Annotated in this window: 20 protein-coding genes and 1 pseudogene; 4 read left to right on the top strand and 17 right to left on the bottom strand. The window is 48.1% G+C overall.

The window, feature by feature from the left end; all coding sequences use genetic code 11:
- Positions 1-159: 159 nt before the first annotated feature.
- Entirely contained in the window at positions 160-1,113 is a 954-nt protein-coding gene (locus tag ACH97_RS01095; protein ID WP_003185134.1) for a pectinesterase family protein, read from the bottom strand.
- A 131-nt stretch (positions 1,114-1,244) separates the two neighbouring features.
- Positions 1,245-1,823: a cob(I)yrinic acid a,c-diamide adenosyltransferase gene (locus ACH97_RS01090; protein WP_048350403.1), complete on the bottom strand. Its 579-nt coding sequence runs from the start codon at positions 1,821-1,823 to the stop codon at positions 1,245-1,247.
- Between the two features lie 185 nt (positions 1,824-2,008).
- Between ACH97_RS01090 and ACH97_RS01085 the strand changes: the two genes are divergently transcribed.
- Positions 2,009-2,755: an SDR family NAD(P)-dependent oxidoreductase gene (locus ACH97_RS01085; RefSeq protein ID WP_048350402.1), complete on the top strand. Its 747-nt coding sequence runs from the start codon at positions 2,009-2,011 to the stop codon at positions 2,753-2,755.
- A 49-nt stretch (positions 2,756-2,804) separates the two neighbouring features.
- Here the strand turns inward: ACH97_RS01085 and ACH97_RS23315 are convergent.
- From ACH97_RS23315 to ACH97_RS01045, 8 genes and pseudogenes are all read right to left on the bottom strand, one after another.
- Positions 2,805-3,145, bottom strand: a pseudogene (locus tag ACH97_RS23315) (4-hydroxythreonine-4-phosphate dehydrogenase PdxA); the annotation flags it as partial.
- 103 nt (positions 3,146-3,248) lie between these two features.
- A complete protein-coding gene (locus ACH97_RS01075; protein WP_048350401.1) occupies positions 3,249-4,427 on the bottom strand; it encodes a sialidase family protein in 1,179 nt (392 codons plus the stop codon).
- Complete coding sequence (locus ACH97_RS01070; protein ID WP_020452906.1) at positions 4,427-5,830, bottom strand: sodium:solute symporter family protein; 1,404 nt, start codon at positions 5,828-5,830, stop codon at positions 4,427-4,429. The genes ACH97_RS01075 and ACH97_RS01070 overlap by 1 nt, the downstream gene beginning before the upstream one ends.
- A 68-nt stretch (positions 5,831-5,898) precedes the next feature.
- The gene (locus ACH97_RS01065; protein WP_020452907.1) at positions 5,899-7,068 is read right to left on the bottom strand and encodes an iron-containing alcohol dehydrogenase; all 1,170 of its coding nucleotides are present in this window, start codon (positions 7,066-7,068) and stop codon (positions 5,899-5,901) included.
- A gap of 4 nt (positions 7,069-7,072) precedes the next feature.
- Positions 7,073-7,975, bottom strand: a complete 903-nt coding sequence (gene dapA / locus ACH97_RS01060; protein ID WP_020452908.1) for a 4-hydroxy-tetrahydrodipicolinate synthase — start codon at positions 7,973-7,975, stop codon at positions 7,073-7,075.
- A 189-nt stretch (positions 7,976-8,164) separates the two neighbouring features.
- Complete coding sequence (locus tag ACH97_RS01055) at positions 8,165-9,448, bottom strand: ABC transporter ATP-binding protein (protein WP_048350400.1); 1,284 nt, start codon at positions 9,446-9,448, stop codon at positions 8,165-8,167.
- Positions 9,441-10,505 carry a FecCD family ABC transporter permease gene (locus ACH97_RS01050; protein ID WP_020452910.1) on the bottom strand — a complete coding sequence of 355 codons (1,065 nt, stop codon included), beginning with the start codon at positions 10,503-10,505 and terminating at the stop codon, positions 9,441-9,443. Before ACH97_RS01050 ends, ACH97_RS01055 begins: the two co-directional genes overlap by 8 nt.
- A complete protein-coding gene (locus ACH97_RS01045) occupies positions 10,468-11,418 on the bottom strand; it encodes an ABC transporter substrate-binding protein (protein ID WP_041817314.1) in 951 nt (316 codons plus the stop codon). The genes ACH97_RS01050 and ACH97_RS01045 overlap by 38 nt, the downstream gene beginning before the upstream one ends.
- A 381-nt stretch (positions 11,419-11,799) precedes the next feature.
- Between ACH97_RS01045 and ACH97_RS01040 the strand changes: the two genes are divergently transcribed.
- Positions 11,800-12,480: a GntR family transcriptional regulator gene (locus ACH97_RS01040; RefSeq protein WP_020452912.1), complete on the top strand. Its 681-nt coding sequence runs from the start codon at positions 11,800-11,802 to the stop codon at positions 12,478-12,480.
- Between the two features lie 97 nt (positions 12,481-12,577).
- The gene (locus tag ACH97_RS01035; RefSeq protein ID WP_020452913.1) at positions 12,578-13,369 is read left to right on the top strand and encodes an SDR family NAD(P)-dependent oxidoreductase; all 792 of its coding nucleotides are present in this window, start codon (positions 12,578-12,580) and stop codon (positions 13,367-13,369) included.
- Between the two features lie 43 nt (positions 13,370-13,412).
- On the opposite strand, the gene ACH97_RS01030 is transcribed toward ACH97_RS01035, so the two are convergent.
- Positions 13,413-14,108, bottom strand: coding sequence for an MOSC domain-containing protein (locus ACH97_RS01030; RefSeq protein ID WP_020452914.1), 696 nt, complete (start codon positions 14,106-14,108; stop codon positions 13,413-13,415).
- Between the two features lie 190 nt (positions 14,109-14,298).
- On the opposite strand from ACH97_RS01030, the gene ACH97_RS01025 reads away from it, so the two are divergent.
- Positions 14,299-15,207, top strand: coding sequence for a LysR family transcriptional regulator (locus ACH97_RS01025; protein WP_020452915.1), 909 nt, complete (start codon positions 14,299-14,301; stop codon positions 15,205-15,207).
- A gap of 37 nt (positions 15,208-15,244) precedes the next feature.
- On the opposite strand, the gene ACH97_RS01020 is transcribed toward ACH97_RS01025, so the two are convergent.
- From ACH97_RS01020 to uxaC, 6 genes are all read right to left on the bottom strand, one after another.
- Positions 15,245-16,555, bottom strand: a complete 1,311-nt coding sequence (locus tag ACH97_RS01020; protein WP_020452916.1) for a glycoside hydrolase family 28 protein — start codon at positions 16,553-16,555, stop codon at positions 15,245-15,247.
- 13 nt (positions 16,556-16,568) lie between these two features.
- Positions 16,569-18,059, bottom strand: coding sequence for a UxaA family hydrolase (locus ACH97_RS01015; RefSeq protein WP_048350399.1), 1,491 nt, complete (start codon positions 18,057-18,059; stop codon positions 16,569-16,571).
- Positions 18,059-19,522: a tagaturonate reductase gene (locus tag ACH97_RS01010; protein ID WP_048350398.1), complete on the bottom strand. Its 1,464-nt coding sequence runs from the start codon at positions 19,520-19,522 to the stop codon at positions 18,059-18,061. The genes ACH97_RS01015 and ACH97_RS01010 overlap by 1 nt, the downstream gene beginning before the upstream one ends.
- A 58-nt stretch (positions 19,523-19,580) precedes the next feature.
- A complete protein-coding gene (locus tag ACH97_RS01005) occupies positions 19,581-20,579 on the bottom strand; it encodes a LacI family DNA-binding transcriptional regulator (RefSeq protein WP_048350397.1) in 999 nt (332 codons plus the stop codon).
- Between the two features lie 80 nt (positions 20,580-20,659).
- Complete coding sequence (locus ACH97_RS01000; protein WP_422851016.1) at positions 20,660-22,042, bottom strand: glycoside-pentoside-hexuronide (GPH):cation symporter; 1,383 nt, start codon at positions 22,040-22,042, stop codon at positions 20,660-20,662.
- Positions 22,043-22,083: 41 nt separating this feature from the next.
- Positions 22,084-23,505, bottom strand: coding sequence for a glucuronate isomerase (gene uxaC, locus ACH97_RS00995; RefSeq protein ID WP_048350395.1), 1,422 nt, complete (start codon positions 23,503-23,505; stop codon positions 22,084-22,086).
- Positions 23,506-23,517: the final 12 nt, after the last annotated feature.

The following is a 23,517-nucleotide window of genomic DNA, read 5'->3' as shown; positions in this document are numbered from 1 at the left end:
TTCTCGTTCATGTCTTTACTATAGTCAATTTCAGGCTTCGACAAAACGAGTCACAGATTGATTTTGCCGTACGACCAGGGTCGTATGGCACATCGGACCCGCTCGCATAAAAAGACCGCTCATCTCAGCGAGAGAGCGGTCTTTCTGCAGGTTGCCTTGCTATGATTCAACTTTAGGATTCCAGCCGTCCAATACGTTTTCAATTGTCCATTTCTCAGCCTCATGATCGGCAAGCTGCCTTCGGGCCTCATGCGAAATCGCACCCGGACCCGTATTCCCGTATTCGTACAATCTGGCATCGGCCGCAGAAAAGCCCGACATATCCGTCCATCCTTCAGGCTTGATGTGTGCGCCTAAATCGCAGCGGTGATATAGCACACTGGCGATGGCGTCGGGGTCTCCTCCCGGATGCCATGGGCGCCCGAGGTATACCGTTCCATCTGCGGCATCGCTTGTCACTCTGCAGTTTGTTATCAATAAACCGAACGGCTTTGCGATATGCGTGCTCGCAGCTGTCACATAACCGTTGTTTGTAGCGGACCCGCGGTCAGCGCTATGGATCTGGCACTCTTCAAACACAGCTCTTGCTCCTCCGAAAATGAAATCGACATCGCCTTCTATATAGCATTGATAAAAATATTGTGTACCGTCATTGACAAACAGTGTATCTTGTCTGCCTATAAACCTGACATATTTGAACGTCATCCTGTTTCCTTTCGCATAAACCGCCACCGCTTGCGTATCGGTCGTGTCGACTTTCGTGCGGTCGAACGAGTTTTCAAACGTCAAATTTTCGGCTTCAACATGATCCGCATAAATAAACACGCTTGAACTTCCGGTCGTGCCGTATTTCCCTCCTCCTTCCTTTTCTTTTCCGGCATAGTTGTCATACGTAATCACAGTCTCGTAACGATTTTCGCCGATCAGCTTCACAAACGGCTTTGTAGCCGGAATATGAACGACTTCTTTGTAAACTCCTTTTTTGATGAATATCACTTTCTGTTCCCGACTGTACTCAGGCAAAGCATCGATCGCCTCTTGAACGGTTTGAAATTCGCCGTCTCCATCCTTCGAAACCGTCAGCCGTATAGCAGCTGCCTCCCGATTGACCACTTGAACACTCCCTCTATTTGAAAACGCTTACTTAAAATTTACGACAAAAAGCCGTTTTCCCCTGCCGGAAAACGGCTTGATTTGATCAATCGGCCCCTTTTCTGTTCGATCACGATTGGTGGATGGCTCAATCATGATTTTTTCTTTGTCCGGAATACATCAGCGCTTCGTTCATATTCGACATCCACTTCCCCGAGCCGGTGGTTGACAATGCGCGCCGCCGCAAATAAATAATCGGACAGCCGGTTGACGTATGGCAGCGCAAGCGGCGGAATGTCTTCTTCTTTGGCCAAAGCGACAATCTTTCGTTCAGCTCTTCTGATGACCGTTCTCGCCGCATGCAAAAATGATGCCGGTTCTGTTCCGCCCGGAAGAATAAACTTGGTCAGCCGCGGCGCTTCCTCGACATAGGCATCAATTCGTTTTTCAAGAATCGTGATCGATTCAGCCTTGAGCTTGCCTTCTTCCTGAACATTGACATGCGCCAAATCAGTGCCGCAGTCGAACAGCTCATGCTGGATGGCGGTCAACTCTGACAGAACATCTCGAAACAGCGCTTCTTCCGCTTTTAAATAAGACTGGGCCAGCCCGATGAAACTGTTTGCTGCATCCAATGTGCCGTACGCTTCCACTCTAAGATGATCTTTATCCGCCTTTCCGCCAATTAAACTCGTTTTTCCCTTATCGCCTGTTTTTGTGTATAGTTTCATTTCATTCTCCCTTCTTTATTACTTGTTTCTATAGTATACCCTGTTTCTAACTACTGCAGGAATTGTTCCATTATGAAACAAAAAAACGAATAGCAATCATCAAAATAAAGTTTTGTTGAATAAAGAAACACTCAATTTTATAATAGACATGAAAACGGTTTTATTCAAAGACAGGTGGGATGAGGATGGAATTGAATCAGCAAACGGCGATTATTACCGGTGCAAGCCGCGGCATCGGCAAAGCTGTTGCAGAGACGCTTGCGGATAAAGGGGCAAATGTCGTCATCAACGGGACAAACGAAGAATTGCTCAAGTCCCTGTGCACACAATTGAATACTGAGAGAAAGCGCGCTTCTTATGTTGCAGGTGATGCCAGTTTGCCAGAAACAGCCTCGCACCTCATAGCTGAAGCAAAACAGCAGTTTGGGCGGATCGATATTTTGGTCAACAATGCGGGCATTAATTTGCGGAAAACGACCATTGATACATCGCTTGAAGAGTGGAAAAGAGTGATAGATTTAAATTTAACCGGCACCTTTCTCATGTGTCAGGCTGTCATCCCGGAGATGATCATGCAGGGCGGCGGAAAAATTGTAAACATGAGCTCAACGACGAGCAAAACACCGCATCACAATGCCTCTCCTGCTTACGGTGCATCGAAAGCAGGCATCAACTATTTAACGATGCATTTGGCAAAGGAGCTCGCTGCACACCGCATTTATGTCAACGCCGTCTGCCCGGGACCGATTGAAACGGATATGAGCAAGCAGTGGAGCGAGGAGTATCGCGCAGCTGTCATGGAGCGGATTCCGCTGAAAATGATCGGCTCACCCGAGCATGTCGCAAACGTTGTCGCCTTCCTAGCCTCTGATCAATCTGATTTTATAACGGGCGAAACCATTAATATTAACGGCGGCACCTACATGAACTAAAAAGAAGAGCCTCCTTAACTGGAAGGCTCTTCTTTTATATATATGCCGCTCAAGCGTACCGGACGGACAGCACGATTGCTTGTCTCACTGCTTCTTCTAAACTCGCAGGATCAGCTTTGCCGGTTCCCTCATTATCAAAGGCTGTTCCATGGTCAACACTCGTACGGATCATCGGCAGGCCGACTGTAATGCTCACACCGGCTTTAAGGCCAAGCGGACCGAATGCCTGCGTTCAACGCTAGGAACAATTTTCTCTTCTCCTTCTCCATGTCCAAACAAACCATTCTCACTGCCATGGGGGGTAATACCGCATACGGCGATTTTCGGCTGCGGAATGCCTGCGCGAATGAGCGTGTCATACGCCAATTGAATTGTCGTGTACACCCGTTTCACATCACGAGGGAGTCCCTTCAAACGATTGGGACAGCCTCTCGAACTTAAATCATAAATGATATACCCTTCATTCCATCAAGTGCCGCGCGCTCAAACGGCTTTATTCTTGGCTGGCAAAGGCCCATGTTTGCGGAACACGTACATATTTAATCGCCTGACGGTAGTACGTAAAGGCAATATGCAGATCACCGTCTTTCCCCTGCTTGATCGACGGATAGGAAAATTCGCGGTTGAGCTTGTCTTTTGAGTTGTTCGTCATCGCATAACCATCGCCGACTTCGATGTTTCTTTTGACAGGCCATGTGATGCCGCCGTCCTGTGAAAGGGCCAATGTCATCGGCGCCCTCGGAGCTCCCCAAAAGGCAGGCCGCGCTTCTGTGTCAACACCTGTTTTTGTATCATCATCCTCCTCAATTTCATCGTATAAAGATGCTCTTCTTTCGGTCGTTTCATTCGCATTCATATGATTGTATACGAGAGCAAGCGTCCCATCTTGAAGCGCTGTAAATTGAATGGAGGAGTTGTTGTTCGGCAGCTCCGTCGGCTCAGGCTCTGACCAGGTGCGGCCGTTATCAATAGAGCGGCTCAAATAAATCGAGTCTGCAAAACGGCTTCTAAACAGCGCAAGCAATGTGCCGTCGCGCAGTTTTTCAATATTCATATGAACACAGCCCGTACTGCCCGGCACCTTCACTTCCTCCCACGTCTTGCCTTTATCAGACGAAATTTTCACCGCGCTGATGTCACGGTTTCCAGTCCATTTCACGCCCGGCAAGGTGATGCAGTAAAAGACAGGCAGCAGCCAATCGCCGTTATCCAGAACAATGAGCGGCTGGCGGATAAAAGTCCCGGCTTCGGCAAACAATGTGTCAATCTTACTCCATGTCCGGCCTCTATCGTCTGAAGTCCGGTATCTGACAATCGCTGTATCCTGATTGCCGGAAAGCTGTGCCGTATACATAAGCCAAAGCCGGCCGTCAGGCTCTTGAAAAAGCACAGGATTTTGTTCGGAGCGGGAAGGATCATCTGACAGCTTTTCTGCCTGTATCCACTCATCGCTTCCTCTTTCAAGCCTTGACATGTAAATCGATATATCAGGGATGCCTTCCTGCGTTCCCCCAAACCAGACGCACAACAGATCACCATTATCCAGCTCCAGCAGGTTGGCTGCATGGTTTTGCGGGCAGTCTGTCGGCAAAAACGCATCCTTTCTGGCCGGGTCAGTTTTATTTTCTCTGATGCGCCCATCTATCGGCAGGGAAGTTTCACTTTGTTTCATCACAATTCCTCCTCCACATTTGACTCTTTTTTCGCAGGCGAGCTGATCAGACGGTTTAATACGAGCACAATAAACGGGACAATGATGGCGATGTACATGTTATCGATGCCAAACGGATTGTCCAGCAAATACCATACCGTCGTCGTAATACCTGAAAGCGTCAGACCAATTGTTGCTCCGCGGTTTGAATTGAAATATGGCAAATAAAAGCCCATCGCCGCCACAACGGCAATTGATGTCCGAAGCGCCCTCGTAAAGAAAGAAAGCGTTAACAATTCAGGCGCCAGCGCAACGCCGAGCAGCGGAATAAAACCGATGATAATCGAAACATATCTCGTGATTTTCATGCGCTGTTCCGGTGTCGGGTTTGCTTTCGGCACATAAAAATCATCAATGATCAGCGTCGTTGTCGCCAGCGCAACCGTCGAAACGCCGACGAAAATAGACGCCACAAGGGATGTCGCCACAACCGCGCTCAGCACAGGATTCATGTGCTGCATAAACACCGGGAATGCGTAAATTGGATCAATATCCGGGTACAAATACCGTGCAGCAACGCCGATGACTCCAATGGCAATCGCAAGCGGCAGACAAAGCAGCGCTGCATACAGCGTCGACTTCTTTGCATCTTTCTCACTTTTCGATGATGTAATAGCCTGTATAATAAACTGAGTCGCGAAAATCGCCCCCATGTTGCCGATAAACCAGGCGCCGATTGTCCCCCATCCGATGCTGCCGTCCCAAGTGAAGAAATGCTCCGGCAACTGCTGCGTCATCGGCTCCCAGCCTTTTGTCAAATAGAGGGCAACCCCTAAAGTGATCAGAACCCCAGCATATTTAACAAGAGAATGCAAAATCGTCACCCAGGCAACGCCCTTCATTCCGCCAAACGTAAAATAAAAGGTGCTGACAATCGCTGTAATGATCGCACACGTCATCAGCGGCAAACCTAAAATAGACGAAATTGCCGCCGATCCGCTTAAATAGTTTCCAAGATTCACAAGTAAAAGGGCTACAATCATAATGATAGAAACGACTAGCTTGGTCGAACGGCCAAACTTTTCACTAATAATGCCGGAGATCGTATATTGGCCTGTTTTATAAAATTTCCCGGCTAAGAAGTAGGAAAAAATAAAAAATGCAATCGAGACCGTTACAATCGACCATGAAGCCGCCAAACCATGTGTATAAGCTGATTCAGCGGTCCCAATTGTCGATTTGGTGCCGATGAATTCACTCATCAGCAGAATGCCGACAACAATCGCCGGCAGCGTTTTGGCAGCATTGTTGAATTCCGAACTTGATTTACTGCGAAACCGCATCGTCAGCCACGTCGTAAAAAGAATGTAAACCACAATCACTGCCAAAATAAACGTTATGATCGAACCGCTTAAGACATCCACCCAAACTCCCCCTTTGTTTGTGAGCCATATACAGGCTCATGGTGAAAACCATGTACAGATCCCGGCACCTACATATCCAGCAATTTCAAATAGACGGCTTCAATCTCCGCAATGGACATCGGCTTTGGATTGTTATCCATGAGCCGTTTGACGTCGGCTGCCGCCTCTGCAAGCGATGGAACATCCTCTTTTGATACCCCGAATGTCTTTAAATTTTGCGGAATGTTCAAATCAGCGGTCCACTCTTCAATTTTCCGTATGACCCGCTCTGCTTGACTTGCCTTCGAACCCTTTGGTTCAATTCCAATCACGCCAGCCACATCCGAAAGACGGTCAATCACATGATCCGCATTGAAGGCCGTTACATGCGGAAGCAGCATTGAATTGGCCACCCCGTGCGAAATTTTGTATTTTCCCCCGAGCGGGTAAGCCATCGCATGAACCGCCGCTGTTCCTGCGCTTGTCAAGGCCATTCCGCCATACATGGCGCCAATGAGCATTTTTTCTCTCGCTTCCAGATTATCTCCATGATGGTAGGCCTCCTGAATACTGGAGGAAATCAGTCTCATAGATTCAAGCGCAAACATGTCGCTGAATGGGTTTGCTTTGTTGGAAATATAGGATTCGAGTGCGTGTGTAAATGCATCCATTCCAGTTGCAGCTGTGATCGCTTTTGGAAGACCGGTCGTCAAAACCGGATCTAAAATCACAACCGACGGCAGCAGATAGGGAATGACCATACCAATCTTTAATTCTTTCTCCGGGAACGTCACAATCGCATTCGGCGTCACCTCTGACCCTGTTCCGGATGTTGTCGGAATCAGCACAAGCGGAACGCCGGGCTTTTCAACAAGATTCGTGCCAATCAAAGCAGAAATCGGTTTTTCATTTGTTTTCAGAACAGAGAGGATTTTAGCCGCATCTAGCACACTGCCTCCGCCAATTCCTAGAATCGCGTCATGGCCTCCTTCAGAAAAAAGCTGAAAAACCTCTTCGATATTTTGTTCCGTCGGCTCCGGCTGTATATCGGTGTTAATTTCACTTGAGATGCCTTTTTCGGCCAGCACCTCTTTCATTTGGTCTGCATAGCCGAGAGAAACGATCGACGGCTGAGTTAAAATAAACACCGAACGAATCTGATTCAAGCCGGTCTGATCTAAGTGATCGCCAAGCAAATTGAGTGAATGTGCACCAGCCTCAATTCGGGCGGCCGTTTGAAAATGATAAAGCGTCTTCATAACCTCACTGCTCCTTTGCCATTTTTACTTCAATTCCGTAGCCTTCGAGCATCTTTTTTACTTTTAGCAGCGGCTCTCCCGACAGCTCTGCAATCGGACTTTTAGGCGGCCCGACGGCAATGCCGGCAAGCTCTGCTGCTTTTTTTAGCGGTGCCGGCAGTGAACCGAGTGAAAACGTATCACGAAGCGGTTGCAGCTGCTGTTGATAGCGCTCGCTCTCTTCAATGTTTCCTTGTTTAAAAGATTCATAGATTGAAACAACGGTTTGCGGAAGCACATTGGCTGTGGCAGCTACAGCACCTGTTCCACCCGCCTTCAATGTGTCTAAAATCAATGAATCAGTTCCTGCCAGGACGGAAAAGGACTGTTCTTTTGTACGCTCAAGATACGCCTTAATATTGGCGAAGCTGCCGCTGCTGTCCTTAATGCCGATAATGTTCGGCAATGCCGCAAGCCTTTCAACCGTTTCGGGCTCCAATGATACGCCTGTTCTCGACGGAATGTTGTAGAGCAGGACAGGAAGCGTGACATTTTCAGAGACCGTGCGGAAGTGCTGATACAATTCCTCCTGCGAAGGTGCGACAAAGTATGGCGTAATAATCGAAAGAACATCCGCTCCGATATCCGCCATTTGATTGGATAAGGAAATGGTCGCCTCAGTACTGTTTTCTCCTGCCCCGATGAAAACAGGCACTCGTTTATTAACCGCTTTTACAACTGTTTCAGCAATTTGAAGCTTTTCCTCTTGCGAGAATAAATGAAATTCGCCATTTGTCCCTAAAGCAAAAATGCCATGGACGCCTGAATCAATAAGATCATTCACCAGCTTTTCGGCTGCGCCCGCATGAAAAGCCTGTTCTTTTGTAAGCGGTGTCAGTATGGCAGGGATAATCCCCTCTACTTTCAAGTGATCTCGCCTCCTCTGTTGCATTTTTAAACATTTAAATAGTAAAACGCTTTCACAAATTTTATTATAAAGGTGTTATGATTCATTTAACAACACATTTTTTCGAATTCGGGACAAAAGAATGAAACCTCACCTTCAGCTGATGCGTTTTAAAACAATAAAAAAACCTGTCCAAAGACAGGCCCAAATCTAACCTTTTAAAACTTTCACACAAGCCGCTGTTTTATTTTGAATTTCTGTAAAAAAGGCAGTTTGATACGCTGACCGGCCGGATTGAGTGGCCGCTACAAGCACATCGCTGCACGGAATATGGTGCTCGGCTGCGGCATTTGCTGCAGCACTTATCGCCGTTACAAATTGACCATCTTGCAAACAGCCGTCAACTAACACCCATATGATCAAACGCCCCGCCGTATCTTTCATACCGACGATGCAAAGATCACCCTTTTCCGACACAATATGACAGTCAGCCAATTCAGCATCATGTTGGATAAACAGCGTTTCCTGTTCATAGGCTGACAGGTCATGCGGCAATCCAGAGTTGTTTCCGCTTGCGAAGACAAGCTTTCGTCTCCATGCAAAGCCTGTTTCAGAGGACAGAAGACGCAGCGGGCGGTCTGCCGAAAATGCGATGCCATGCGGCAAATATTGTTCAATCCGCTCTTTTAAAAAGAGGGGCTCGGTTTTCTCCGGGATGGTTTTCGCCTTGATCGTAAACTGCGGATTTGCACGCTGAGGATGGTCCAGCGCTGTGATGCCCGTATCATACACTCTTCCGATACCCTCGGCAGAAAGGGCGGCTTCCGGGCGGTCAAGAACTTCCGCCTTTCCATCTTTCAACAACAGCAGGCGGTCACAGTATAAACTCGCAATATTCACATCATGAAACACCCCGACCACTGCGAGTTTGGATGCAGCCGTTTCTTGTTTCATTAAATCAAGCAGACTCTTTTGAAATGACAAATCGAGAAAACTCGTCGGTTCATCAAGCAGCAAATATTCGGGTTCCTGGGCAAGTGCCTGTGCTAAATACACCCGCTGCTGCTCTCCGCCGCTCAGCTCATGAATGGATTTTTGAGCGAAACGAAGCGTGTCTGTCTGCTTCATCACCCTCTTCACGATATCATGGTCTTCCGCTGTCAGCTGCCGAAAAAGGCCTGATTGATACGCGTAGCGGCCAAACTGTACCGTTTCCTCCACCGTAAAGGAAAAGGCCTGCTCCGTTTTTTGAGGAAGGACCGCCATTTTGCGAGCGAGCTCTTTCGTTTGGTACGCCCCGACTGAACGGTATTCAAGCAGCACCTCGCCGCTTCGAGGCGCGATTGTTCCCGACAACATTTTCAGCAAAGTAGTTTTTCCGCTGCCGTTCGGACCAAGAATTCCTAAAAATTCACCCGGCTTTACAGCAAAGCTGATGTCCTGTAAGACATCCGTTTTTCCGTAGCCGCCGGACACACGGATGACATCAATCATGAATTCGCCCTCCCCGGTAGCGCCGAATCAAAATAAACCCGAAAACAGGCGCTCCTATCAGTGCGGTAATAATACCGATCGGCAGCTCGGACGGCTCAATGATGGTTCTCGACAAAAGATCTGACAGCACAAGGAACGAAGCACCGTTCAGCATCGAGAGCGGCAGAAGATGACGGTGATCCGTAATAGAGAAAAGCCGGATAAAATGCGGAATGACGAGACCGACAAAGCCAATGGTTCCAGACACAGCAACCGCACTGCCAGTTAAAATAGCTCCCGCCAACAGAACGACATACTTACTTCGCTTCACATTCACACCGAGGAGCCTCGCTTTTTCCTCGCCATAAGTCATCACATTCAGTTCTCTCCCGCTGATCAAAAGCGCGGCAGCACCAACCGCAAAAAAGGGCAGAAACAGCGCGATATAACCCCAGCCTCTCATCGATACACTGCCGAGCAGCCAGTGGACGATCGGTTTTAAATCATCGCCGGTCAATGCGATCATGAGAGAAATAAGCGCACCCAAAAAAGAACTGAAGATGATTCCTGTCAAAATCAAAGCAGACAGGGTCAATGAAGGGTGTACGAGCCGCGCAAAGAACAAAACCAAAAAAATCACGACAACGGCCGCGGCAACGCTTAAAAACGGCAGTGTAAAACTTCCGATCACCGGCAGCTGAATCCCAAAAAACAGCGTGACCACTGCACCGACGGCCGCGCCTGACGAAATGCCGAGCGTATACGGATCTGCGAGCGGGTTTTTCAAGAGCCCCTGAAACCCGGCTCCCGCAGCAGCAAGCCCCGCGCCGACAAGAGCGGCCAGCACCACCCTCGGCAGTCTGATTTTCATGATGATGTTCGCCTCTGTCGTATCGGGATTTAACCCTTGAATACCAAACCATTCGTTCAAAAAAACCTTGATAATAGAAGGAATGGGAATCTCCAAAGATCCGATAGAGATTCCCATAAGAACAGATGCCGACAGAAACATCAGGCTGAAGGCATATGCCGCGAAGCGGTTATTTTTTAAAAACGTCAGGGTAAATATGTTCAGCAAGCTCTTCGACCCCTTTGATCAATCGCGGCCCCGGACGGGTCACGAGGTCAGGGTCCACGTCGTATACTTCGTTATTTTTGACCGCTTTTACACCGTTCCAGCCGCTTCGTTTTTTAATTTCGCTGACTGCGGATTTACCGTTTGTCGTCACGATCGCATCGGGATTCAGCTTGACGATCGCTTCTTCCGTTATTTTGGTCCAGCCTTTCTGCGCGGAAGCGGCATTTTCCGCATGGATCGCTTCAAGCATTTCATCCATAAAGGTGCCTTTTCCGGTCGTATAAATGTCCGGAGCCGGAGACACTTCGACAAATACTTTCTTTTGATCGTCTTTAGATATGCCGGCAGCTTTTTCTTTTATGTCAGCCAGGTCAGATTTCATGCCCTTGATCAGGCTTGCCGCTTGATCCTCTGCACCGGCAGCTTTTCCGATCATTTCGATGGACTGGTACGCCTCTTTAAAAGAGGCCGCATCATTCACGGTCACCACCGTAATTCCTGCATCCTCCAGCTGCTTTAGCCCTTCTTTGGCACTCTGCATGCTCGATGCGTGGGCCAAGACCAAGTCGGGATTTAACGAAATGATTTTTTCTGTGTTGAATTCCATGCCCCCGATTTTTTCAACGTTTTTCACTTCTTTTGGATATGTATCAAAATCCGTCACGCCGACGACTTTCTTCCCCAGGCCAAGGGCGTATGTAATTTCGGTATTGCTCGGCATCAGAGAGACGATTTTCTTCGGTTCTTTTTCAATTTTGACCTCTTGTCCTGAAGCATCTTTTATGGTGACCGGAAACGCTTCAGCCGCCTTCTCCTGTTTTTGCTGTTCTACCGGCTTTTGCGCTTGACCGCAGCCGCTAAGAACCCCGGCGGCCAACAGCAGTGACAGCAATAAAAGCCCTAACTTCTTCATTCTGCTTCCTCCTCGGGATAAAATAAAAACATCTCTACTCAGTAAAGATGCAGTAAACCAGGAACGTACAAAAAAAGAGCACATCGCTTATACCGCATCTGTCTTCGCAGATAACGCGGTCATCATCCAGGCGGTTATTCCGGCTTGCGGTTGATCGCTCCCGGCCCGCCGAACTGCTCGCGGGGGGCTCTCTCGCCGGCTCCCCTATTAGCCGCTTCTGGGCAGCGCCTTTCTGACTCATTCGTGTCCTAATTTCGGAATTATTATACTATAATCGACACAGGTCTGTATATGAGATTCTGAAAAGGAGATTTTCAACTGAAAAACGTTGTTTTTGCTAAAGTATTTACGATATATTGCATATAGAGAAAGGGTGGTTTTATGCCGATACCGAAAAACTATACGCCGCAGGTCAGACTTTCAGCAAAGGAAAAAGCGTTTCATCAATTGCAGCGCTGGATTGTCGACGGAACCCTTGAACCCGGCGAAAAAGTCACGGACGTCGATCTGGCCGAAGCGCTCGGCGTCAGCCGCACACCGGTCAGAGAAGCGCTTCAGCTCCTCGAATCTCAAGGTTTTGTGGAAATGAAGCCGGGAAAAGAAACAAAGATCACGCTTATTCATCCCGATGATGCGCTGGCCGTCTATCCCCCGCTCGCACATCTTCAGGCTCTGGCGGCAGAACTGGCAACGCCGCTTTTGACTGAAGAAGAGATCGCCGAGCTCAAAAAACTCGCGGCTCAATACGAAGCCGCTTTTAAAGAGGAGCGGAACCACGATGCAGCTGAACTGGACGAACAGTTCCACCATTTGATTATAGAAGCGGCTAAAAACCCGTATGTTCTTCAGTTTTCCGCCGTTCTGCAGCTTCATGTCAGACGGATGAAGTATGTGTTTTTCAATCGGCCGTCTGCTCCGAAACTGCAGTCCGCCGCCGAGCATTGGGAAATCATCGCCGCTTTTGAAAAAAACGATCCGAAATTGGCGGCTGAAGTGATGAAAAAGAATTGGCTCCGTCCGATGGAAGATATTCATAAGATTTTAAAAGACAAGGAACAATAAAACGACAAGCACGATTTTCGACCGAGGTATCCAGCTGCGATATACTGTTCATTAGATGTTTTTTCATCTTAACTCTTAAAACAAGGATTGATGGCATATGGATTTACAGCTGAAAGACAAACTCGTACTCGTGACAGGTTCTACTGCAGGTATTGGAAAAGCAACGGCGGAAGCCTTCTTGGCGGAAGGGGCCGAAGTCATCGTGAACGGACGGACAGAAGAAAAAGTCCAGTCAGTCGTTGAGGAACTTTCCCGGCACGGAAACGTTCACGGCATTGCCGCTGATTTATCCGCTCCTGAAGAAAGCATGGCATTGGTCGAAAAAACCGCTAAAATCGGGGAGCTTGATGTCCTCGTCAATAATATGGGCTTCTTTGAAGTGAAGGATTTCACAGAGGTGACAGACGAAGAGTGGCTCAAATATTTTGAAGTAAACGTTTTAAGTGCAGTCAGGCTTTGCCGCGCGTTTCTGCCGGCCATGCTGAAGCGTAATAAGGGAAGGATTCTCAATTTGGCAAGCGAAGCCGGCATCAAACCGCTTCCGCAGATGATCCCTTATTCAATGACGAAAACCGCTCTGATCAGTTTATCAAGAGGTTTGGCCGAAATGACGAAAGGGACAAATGTGACGGTCAACTCCGTCCTTCCGGGACCTACCTGGACGGAAGGCGTCGCCAATTATATGGAGGGTGCCGCAGCTCAGGAGAAAACCGATTTAGACACTTTTGTCAAAGACTATTTCAAAGTGAATGAGCCGACTTCTTTGATTCAGCGCTATGCAAAACCGGAAGAAGTGGCGAGTACGATCGTCTATCTCGCTTCCGAAAAAGCTGCGGCCATCAACGGTTCCGCTCAAAGAGTGGAAGGCGGAATTATCCGCTCCATTTAACAGAAATCCTCTGCCGATCGGCAGAGGATTTTTTCCTTTTGGGTTAAGATCTCTTCTCCAGACCTCCCGTCAGCCTTTCGCGGTCATCCGGCTCAAAACCGTTAAGCCGCTTTAAACATGATGCCCGCCAATTTGCCGACAGTTCCTCCACCTCGAGAAGTTTTTTGATGCCCTCAATATTGTTCTTTTCATGATGCTTGATGCGATTTGCGTAAGAAATCGTGATGCCTTTAGGGTGGCGTGAGATTCGTTTCAGACCACGATCCTTACAGACGAACCCTTCTTTCAGCACGCGAAAGTAAAAACCCGTAAATCCGGTGTTCTGTACCTTCAGTATCATATCGGGCATACCGTACCTTACGGTTAGTTTATAGCAAGGCTGCCTTGGCTGGCTCACCTGTACAACAGCTTCACCCAGCTGAAAGATATCGCCGATATGAACGTCATCCTCCAGCAGACCCTTGATCGTTAAATTTTCGCCAAATGCTCCGTATTCCAGCTTTCTTTGCAGTTCCTTTTCCCAAAAGAGATAATGTTCATACGGATAGACACACACTGCTTTTTCCGCGCCACCATGATGAACGAGATCCCCCTGCCCGTCCCCCGCAAAATTAGTAGATGACAGGAAGATAGGGCCGCTTGCCGGCTTCTTGTATATTCCGGTAGACACAGCTTTATTTTGAAACTGAATTGCCTCTGGCTTCCCTACATTGATCGAAAGGATATCGGCATATTCCATTCATATCACCTCTTACATTCAAATGTCCTGCAGACGGCAGCGGCCGAACAGCAACGCTGCACATCTCTTTTGAGATTTAAGTATAATCGACCTCTTATCATAAAACCATTCAATCGTTATTATAAAAACAATAGGTTAAACCTATCGTTGAGTTTCGTCTGTTTTTTATAATGGAGAGAGGGAAAAAGCATTGGAGCTAAAGCAATTGGAATATTTCATGGCATTGTGCCGGGAGCTTCATTTTACCCGTGCTGCCGAAAAACTGAATATCGCTCAGCCCTCGCTGAGCCAGCAAATCCGTTTGCTTGAACATGAAATCGGAACGCCTTTGTTTAATCGTTCAGGCAAACGCACCGTAATGACGGAAGCGGGAAAGATTCTGCTTCAGCACTGTTACAATATCTTTCATGAACTGTCACAGGCGCAAGACGCAATCAGCGAGCTCCAAGGTTTAAAGAGGGGAACGCTAAAAATCGGGGCGCTGTTGACCGTGGTTAATTATTTGCTTCCCCGGACCGTGATCGACTTTCACCGCAGCTACCCCAATATTGAATTGTCTGTTTTAGGGCTGAGAACCGGAGATATTTACGACCGGCTGCTGCAAAATGAGCTCGACTTGGGCATTGTAGCCCAGCGGGTGGAACACAGTGATCTGGAAACCGTTCCATTCCTTACCCAGCAGCTCGCCCTCGCAGTGCCTATTGACAATCCGGTTGCAAAACGGCAGTTTGTCACACTTGACGTGTTAAGGGAGATTCCATCTATCTTGCTGCCTGAGACGTATTTTTTGCGGCAGCTGATCAACGAAAAGTGCCGCACGTTTGGATTCGAACCTCGGCCGGTCATGGAAATGACAACGATGGAATCGATCATGAACATGGTTGGTAAAGGCATTGGCGCCACCATTTTGCCGAAAGGCTATCTCGATGATATTGGAAATAAATCCATTCAGACGATTCCGATTCAAATGCCGGATTTGACGACGGAAATCAGCATCGTTTACCGTAAAAACAAGCATATGTGCGCTGCAAGCCGGGTGTTTATGGAACTGCTGATTTCCTCGGTCAAAAACGAAACCGCTGATGCGCCGCTGCGTTAAAAGAAAGATCCTCTGCATGTCTGCAGAGGATCTCTGTTTAGACTTCGTGTGAATCATAGCGTTTTCCGTTAATATACAGATTCGAAAAAACAGGGTCTTTCACATGTTTCAGTTCCATCGGAATATCGACGCCGTCGATCTCGGAATCAGTCACTTTCAGACCGGTGACTGGAGAATGATCGTACGCCAGCACCCTGATCCCGTATTGTCCGCCCATGCTTTTCAGCTGCTCAACATCAATGTTGCGGACGACGGGCTTGAAATCTCCGGCGTCCCCTTCTTCATATTCCATATCGATGGCGATCACTTCGCGCTTCAAGCTTTTGACCGTATTTTTGTGAAAGTAGATGTTTTCAAGAACACCGCCGCGCACCGAATTCGTTTTAATGCGGAGGGCTCTGTCCAAGTTCGGGCTGTCCATGAGGTTTCCCTCGGCGATGACATTCTTCACGCCGCCGGAAATTTCGCTTCCGATCGTGACCCCTCCATGCCCGTCTTTCATTTCGTTATGTTCAATGACAATGTTCTCCGATGGCATGTTGATCCTTCGGCCGTCGGCGTTCCTTCCCGATTTGACGGCGATGCAGTCATCTCCATTATCAAAATGGCAGCCCTTGATCACCACGTTTTTGCACGATTCCGGGTTGACTCCGTCGGTATTCGGACCGTGTCCGATGACCTTGATTCCGTCCACTGTCACATTCTCGCAAAGCACGGGATGAACTTGCCACATCGGCGAATTCAAAACGGTGACACCTTGAATCAAAATATCTTTGCAGCGATACGGCTGAATGAAGTTCGGCCGCAAATAATGCCCTTTTCCAAACTGCCGCTCAGTGACCGGGACACCGCGCTCAGCCATTTCAAACAAAGCATTTCGGTCTTTTTCCTGTGAAGACTGGCCGTTCGTTCCCCTTTTCCACGGCCACCAATGTTCGTCATCACCTTGGCCGTCAAGCGTGCCCTTTCCGGTTATTGCAATATTTTCGGCTTCGTAAGCATAGATGAGCGGTGAATAATTATAAAGCTCGACGCCTTCGAACCTCGTCAGCACAACGGGGAGATAATCTTCCGGGTTCTGACTGAATTTGATCACCGCTCCTTGTGCAAGATGAAGCTCCACATTGCTTTTCAGTCTGAGTGCACCGGAAAGAAACACGCCTTCAGGAACTGCTACTCTTCCACCGCCTGCTTTGTGGGCTTGATCAATCGCCTTTTGTATCGCTCCCGTCGCATCCTTTTTTCCGCTTCCGTCAGCCCCAAACGCTGTAACATCAAATGATCGATCAGGAAATACCGGAACCTTCAGCGTCTTTAGAATCTCGTCTTTTATTTTCTGCATACTCACGTTACCTCCCCCTTTACAATGTAACGCCTGTTTTAAATATCGCAAGCTCCCTGAAATCGTTTATCTCATTGTTTAGCTGCCTGCCGCCCGCGACTTCGATCAAATATGCTGTCAGCTCTTTCAAAACGTCATCTTCTGACTGATTTTCGAGCACCCTTCCCGCATTAAAATCGATCCAGTGGCGCTTCGCCTCATAAATCGCTGTATTTGTCGAAATTTTCATCGTCGGCACAAAGGTGCCAAAAGGCGTGCCCCGCCCTGTCGTAAATAAAACGATTTGACACCCTGCAGCGGCCAGTGCGGATGAAGCAACAAGGTCATTTCCCGGAGCGCTCAGCAGGTTCAACCCGTTCTTTTTCAAAACGCCCCCGTATTCCAGAACATCCGTCACCTTTGAAGTGCCGGCTTTTTGCGTACAACCGAGCGACTTATCTTCCAATGTCGTAATGCCGCCTGCTTTGTTGCCCGGAGACGGGTTTTCATAGACAGGCTGCCTGTGATCGATAAAGTACTGTTTAAAATCGTTGATTAAGCGGACGATTTTATGAAACACTTCCTCATTTTCAGCCCGCTCCATCAAAAGCGTTTCCGCTCCAAACATTTCAGGCACTTCTGTCAAAACCGCCGTTCCCCCTTGGGCGATCAGAAAATCGGAGAGCCGGCCGAGCAGCGGATTCGCGGTAATGCCGGAAAATCCATCAGATCCGCCGCACTTCAAACCAATTTTCAGTTCAGAAAGCGGAACATCTTCACGCCGGTCACCTTTTGCATACTCGTAAATTTCTTTTAACAGTTTGACGCCTTCCGTGACTTCGTCTGATACTTCTTGGGAAAGCAGGAACTTGACCCGGCTGTGATCATAATCGCCGAGCGCTTCGCGGAATTCATGGATGCTGTTGTTTTCACAGCCGAGTCCCAGCACAAGGACACCGCCTGCATTCGGGTGTTTGACGGCATTCGCCAAAATCGTTCTCGTGTTGATATGATCATCGCCAAGCTGTGAACAGCCGTACTGGTGCTTTAATACGTGAACGCTTTCAAAAGGGGCGATAGAGCCGACCTCAGCTTTAAATTCTTTGATGATCAGCTCTGCAATGCCATTTACACAGCCGACAGTCGGTACGATCCACAGCTCGTTTCTGATTCCCGTTTTTCCGTCTTTTCGTTTAAAGCCTTTAAATGTGAGCGGTTCTTTTTGATAGCGGTTTTCCGTAAATTTCGGCTTGTAGCTGTATTCTTCGACACCGCCCAAATTCGTTTTCACATTTTTTGTATGCACCCACTCCCCCGTCTGAATCATGTCAGTCGCGTGCCCGATCGGAAAGCCGTATTTGATGACGTCTTCATTTTCAGCGATGTCTTTTAAAGCAAACTTATGGCCTTTCAAAATCGTTTCCTTGATCACGATGGTCCGTTCTCCTGCAGTGACCGTTTCACCGGTCTGCAATTCTCTTAACGCAATGCCGACATTATCTTGAGGATTGATCATCAAGCAGTCTTTCATCACATGTCCCCCAGCTCAGCCATTTGGCTGTTCATCATTTTTTTCAGCGCCTTTCTCATTCCCGTTTGTTTCATGTCCCTTAAATATTCGGTCGTCTTGTCCGTCAATCCGGGCATGTCGTTCAGGTTTTGCCCCCATACTTTTTCAAACCCGAGAACATGGAACGCGATGTTCGAAACGTCTGTCACTTCTGTCCAGAGCCGTTTGAGGAAAGCCAGCACCTCATCGTCGTCAGACAGCGGAATGGCCTCATCTTCCCGTTTTCCTTGGTAAAAATAAATTAAAGCGCTTAAAGCAAATACGGTTCGAGCCGGAAGTTTGCCAGTTCGTTCCGCATATTCCATTAAGACGGGCAAATTTCTGACTTTGAATTTTGCAAAGGAATTTAAGGAAATATCGATCAGCTTGTGACGGATAAACGGGTTTTTAAAGCGGTCGAGAATCTCTTCCGCATAGGCGTCAAGCTCATTGCCGGGCATATCGATCGTCTCGAGCACTTCCCGCTGAATCAGCTCTTTCACAAATGATCCGATAAGCTCGTCTTCAGCCGCTTCACGAACCGTCTCAAGGCCTGCCAAATAAGCGACCGGCGTCATCGCGGTATGGGCGCCGTTTAAGATTCTCACTTTTCTCACCCTGTACGGTGTCACATCTTTGACAAACTCGACATTCAGACCGGCCTCATGAAGCGGAAGCTCGTCTGGAAGCCATTTCGGCCCTTCAATCACGAACAAATGATACGGCTCCGCTGTCACCATCAGGGAATCGCGATAGCCGGCCGCCTCTTCAAGCCGGTGTGCATTTTCTTGCGGGAATCCCGGTACGATCCTGTCCACAAGCGTATTGCAAAACACATTCGCCTCCTCAAGCCAATCGATGAACCCTTGTTCAAGCGCCCATTCGTTCGTATAGCGCATCACAATGTCTTTCAATTTTTTTCCGTTATCTTCAAGCAGCTCACACGGGAGGATGACCAGACCTTTTTCCTTGCTTCCCTGAAAAGTCAGATATCGTCTGTATAACAGTGCAGTCAGCTTCCCCGGATAGCTTTTCTGCGGACGGTCGGACAGCCGGTCTTCCTCGATATAAATGATGCCGGCCTCTGTCGTATTTGAAAAGACAAAGCGCAAATCCGGCAGATCGGCCAGCTCCATAAATTCATCATAGTGTTCATAGCTGCTGACGACTCTGCTGATTGTTGTAATGACAGCAGAATCGCGAACCTCCCGTCCTTCCCGGAAACCTTCAAGATAAAGCGTGTAAAGCCCATCCTGCTCTTGAAAGGCCGTTACTGAACCGCGGCGCGGAGGCACGACGACGGCGCTGCCGTTAAAATCGGTTTCTTCATTCAATCTATGAATCTGCCAGTCAATAAACCCCCTCATAAAATTACCTTCCCCGATTTGCAAAATCCGTTCGGGACGGCTCGGCTTAGACCTTATCCGTTTGGACAGCCTCTCCATTTCAATTCCCTCCTCATTTTTGCACACGTTCACATTTTATAGCGCATCAAAAATGATGCTATAGATGCTTAACTGAATTGCGAATGATCAGCTCCGTGCCGATGAGCGTCTGCCTGCCTTCTACCTGCGGATTTTCGATCAGTGACAACAGGCTTTCCGCACCAAGCATGCTGATTTTTTCCGTCGGTTTTTTTACCGTCGTCAATGACGGTGTCGTATACGCCGAAAATCCGCTATCGTCAAAACCGATGATCGACATATCGTCAGGACAGCGTTTCCCGTTTGCATAAAGGGCGTTCATCGCGCCGATCGCCATATCATCATTGGCGCAAAACAGGGCTGTCGGAGGGTTCTTCAGTTTCAGCAGCGTTTCAGCCGCGCGAAAGCCGCTTTGCATCGTATAATCACCTTGAACGAGGTATTCGCCGGGCATGTCAAGATTTGAGTCGCGAAGCGCGCGAAGAAAGCCTCCTTTTCTTTCTTGAGACGATTTAAAACCTTCTTTCCCCTGCACCATGGCGATCCGTCTGTGGCCGTTTTTGATCAAGTATGAAGCAGCGAGGAAAGCGCCCTCGTGTTCATTCGCCAAAATATTGACGACGGAGTGCCCTTCGATTTTTCTGTTCAGCACGACGACCGGAATATTCTGTTTGAGGACATGCTCAATAAAAGCCTGGTCCTGTTCGCTTTGGCTGATTAAAATCATGCCGTCATAGCGGTTGCGGTGAATGGATGACAAATCATGATAATCGTCAATCCCCCTGACAACCATATTATAGTTTTCATCGATCACCTTGTTGACGCCGCGCAAGATGTCTGCAAAGAAGCTCGAAGACGTCCCGTCTGTCAGGCTTGTTAAAAACAGGCCGATCGTAAAAGACTTTTGCGTAACAAGGCTTTTCGCATTAAAATTCGGTTTATAATTCATTTCGGCTGCGATGTCGAGTATTTTCTTTTTCGTGTTCTCTTTTATCAGCGGACTGTTGTTCAGCGCTCTAGATACTGTGGTGTGCGATACATTCGCCAGCCTGGCGATATCTTTAATCGTTACTGACATTGTTTTTTTACCCGCCTTTTCCTGCTGTTGTTACCATCAGTTTACCATATCAAAAGCGCTTTTTAGAAAGTGAAATTCCGCTATGGTCTCGCTTCGATTTCCGCGATCATTTCGGCGTGCTTCTGATCTGTCAGACGGTACAGGTAGCCGAGAACAAGAATGGCCGCCGTCAGCGCCGCTGCTGGATACAAAAGGAGTATTGCTTTAATGCCGAGCAGCGTCCCCGCTTTTTGGGTCGCATTCGGCACATAGCCGATAATGCTGAGACCGATCCCTGACAGGAAGCCGGAGAGCGACTGAGCCAGCTTTCTCGAAAAGTTAAACAGCGAGTATACCGTTCCTTCTTTCCGTTCCCCTGTTCTCCACTCGCCGTAATCGATCGCGTCTGATACGAATGCCCAGGTGATACCGTTCGGAATGCTGATGTCGATGAAGGCGATGCTTGCGAGAATCGTAAAAACAAAGACATTGCCCGGTACGAAAAAATTGATCAGATCCGCACAGACAGAAACCGCGAGCCCCAAAATAGCGGTATGCTTTTTCCCGAACAGCTTCACGAGCTTCGGCAGCATGATGACGCCGATAAAGGATGAGCCGATGATGATAAAGTTCATGTAGGCCATCAGTTCGGCGTTGCCGAGGTTATACTGCGCGAAATAAATCAGCATCGCGGATTTAAGGTTATAGGCTGAAATCGTAAAAATGGTCATGAATATAAGCGTAAGGAGCGGTTTATTCGTAAAAAACGTCTTTGATATTGCTTTGAATGTCACTTTTTCCTGTTTGTACTTCTCATCTTTTACGACAATCCGTTCCTGGCAGTTTCTATAGCAAATGTAGAAAAACAACACACCGAGAAAAGACATCAGCCCCATGACGACCGGATAGGCAACCGCAGGATTGTCAAACCTGACGATCATCGGAATGACAACAATGCTCGTCACAAACAGGGCGCCCAGTGAGCCGGCCTGTCGAAAGGAAGCAAGTGAAGTTCTTTCCACCGAGTTTTGCGTCATGGCCGCCCCGAGCGAGCCATAAGGGATGTTGACAAAGGAATAGCCGAGGCCCCAAAGCATGTATGACGCATAAGCGTATATGAGTTTGCCCGTCGGTGACAGATTCGGCGAGATGAAAGTCAATATCGTCAAAATCGCGAGCACAAAGCTTCCGTAAAGCAAATACGGCCTGAATTTGCCTTTCGGCCCGATATTCTTCCTGTAGTCGATCGATGTTCCCACAATCGGATCGACAAAAGCGGCGAAAAGTTTGCTCACAAGAAAAATGCCTCCGGCTGCCGCCGCCGGAATACCGGCAACATCCGTAAAAAACTTCAGAAGATAGAGCTGTCCAAGGTCAAACATAAATCCGTTCCCAAAATCTCCAAAACCGTAAGAAATCTTTTCTTTTAAACTTAATTTCTCTTGAGTGACGGCGACTGTTTCGGTTTGTTTGTTCGTCGATATTTCCATGAAAAAGCAGCTCCTCTGCTAGCCAATTTGTGAATCTAAGCTTTCAAACGATCTTTCACTTCAAACTGGAAATAGTGTTTTGCATTTTCGTAGCAGATCCCTTTGACGATCCGGCCCAGCAGCTCGATATCATCCGGCGCTTCGCCGTTTTCAACCCATGTGCCGATGACATCGCAGAGCAGGCGCCTGAAATATTCATGTCTTGTGTAGGAAAGAAAGCTGCGCGAATCAGTCAGCATACCGATAAAACGGCTCAATAGTCCGATGTTGGCGAGCGATTTCATTTGTTCGAGCATGCCGTCTTTCGTATCGTTGAACCACCAGGCGGTGCCATGCTGGATTTTCCCCGGTATCCGGCCGTCCTGGAAGCTTCCGCAAAGGCTTGAAATCACGACGTTGTCTCGCGGATTTAAAGAATACAAGATCGTTTTTGGCAGCGCGTCTTTTCGGTCAAGAGAATCGAGAAAGCTGCACAAAGGCTTTGCGATGTCCTGATCATTAATCGCATCATATCCCGTATCAGGCCCGAGCTTCAGGTACATTTTGCTGCTGTTGTTTCGGAGGGTGTTAATGTGAAGCTGCATCGCCCAGCCCTTCTCCGCATAGCATGTTCCCAAATAGTGCAGGGTGAAGGATTTAAATTTGCACTCTTCCTCAGGCGAGGCGGCTTCTCCGTTCATCACCTTTGCAAAAATCGGGCGCACTTCGCTTTCATCTGTTTCCGTGTACATCATTTGATTGATGGCATGATCCGATATCCGTCCGCCTGCTTCATGGAAAAAGTCAATTCTGTTTTTAAGCGCTTTCAAAAAATCGTCGTAATTTCCTATCTTCATAGCGCTTGCTGCTTCAAGCTTGCTCACCCAGGCGGCAAAGCCTTCTTGATTGATTTCCAGCGCCTTGTCTGGCCTAAATCCGGGTAAAACGCTTACATTAAAGTCTTCATCTTTCAGCTTCACATGATATTCAAGACTGTCTGCCGGGTCATCTGTCGTGACAACCGTTTCAACGTTTGATTTTTCAATCAAGTCTCTGGCGCCGAATCCTTCTCCGGTCAGCTGTTCGTTCACCCGCTCCCAAATATGCGGCGCGCTCTTTTCGTCAAGCCGTTCATCGATGCCGAAAAACCTCCTCAGTTCCAAATGGGTCCAATGATAAAGCGGGTTTCCGATCGTCATCGGAACCGTTCTTGCCCAGGCGCTGAATTTCTCTTCGTCTGATGCATCTCCTGTAATAAACTCTTCGGATATTCCATTGGCCCGCATTGCTCTCCACTTGTAATGATCCCCGTACAGCCACACTTCGGTCAGGTTTTTAAACGTTTTGTTTTCGTAAATTTCCTTTGGACTCAAGTGGCAGTGGTAGTCGATGATCGGCATCCCTTTAGCATACTGGTGGTACAACACTTTCGACGTTTCATTCGTTAAAAGAAAATCGTCATTCAAAAACGGCTTCATAAAATCCCCACC

The sequence above is a fragment of the Bacillus paralicheniformis genome (assembly GCF_001042485.2).
GTDB lineage: Bacteria > Bacillota > Bacilli > Bacillales > Bacillaceae > Bacillus > Bacillus paralicheniformis.
This window is presented reverse-complemented; position numbering and strand designations above follow the sequence as displayed.

Bases quoted from the DNA above. Each gene is read 5' to 3' on its own strand.
- ACH97_RS01075 (WP_048350401.1), bottom strand. From the start codon at position 4,427: ATGAAACAAAGTGAAACTTCCCTGCCGATAGATGGGCGCATCAGAGAA.
- ACH97_RS01085 (WP_048350402.1), top strand. From the start codon at position 2,009: ATGGAATTGAATCAGCAAACGGCGATTATTACCGGTGCAAGCCGCGGC.
- ACH97_RS01055 (WP_048350400.1), bottom strand. From the start codon at position 9,448: ATGATTGATGTCATCCGTGTGTCCGGCGGCTACGGAAAAACGGATGTC.
- ACH97_RS01035 (WP_020452913.1), top strand. From the start codon at position 12,578: ATGGATTTACAGCTGAAAGACAAACTCGTACTCGTGACAGGTTCTACT.
- ACH97_RS01090 (WP_048350403.1), bottom strand. From the start codon at position 1,823: ATGAAACTATACACAAAAACAGGCGATAAGGGAAAAACGAGTTTAATT.
- ACH97_RS01005 (WP_048350397.1), bottom strand. From the start codon at position 20,579: ATGTCAGTAACGATTAAAGATATCGCCAGGCTGGCGAATGTATCGCAC.
- uxaC (WP_048350395.1), bottom strand. From the start codon at position 23,505: ATGAAGCCGTTTTTGAATGACGATTTTCTTTTAACGAATGAAACGTCG.
- ACH97_RS01030 (WP_020452914.1), bottom strand. From the start codon at position 14,108: ATGGAATATGCCGATATCCTTTCGATCAATGTAGGGAAGCCAGAGGCA.
- ACH97_RS01010 (WP_048350398.1), bottom strand. From the start codon at position 19,522: ATGGAGAGGCTGTCCAAACGGATAAGGTCTAAGCCGAGCCGTCCCGAA.
- ACH97_RS01045 (WP_041817314.1), bottom strand. From the start codon at position 11,418: ATGAAGAAGTTAGGGCTTTTATTGCTGTCACTGCTGTTGGCCGCCGGG.
- ACH97_RS01040 (WP_020452912.1), top strand. From the start codon at position 11,800: ATGCCGATACCGAAAAACTATACGCCGCAGGTCAGACTTTCAGCAAAG.
- ACH97_RS01015 (WP_048350399.1), bottom strand. From the start codon at position 18,059: ATGAAAGACTGCTTGATGATCAATCCTCAAGATAATGTCGGCATTGCG.
- ACH97_RS01065 (WP_020452907.1), bottom strand. From the start codon at position 7,068: ATGAAGACGCTTTATCATTTTCAAACGGCCGCCCGAATTGAGGCTGGT.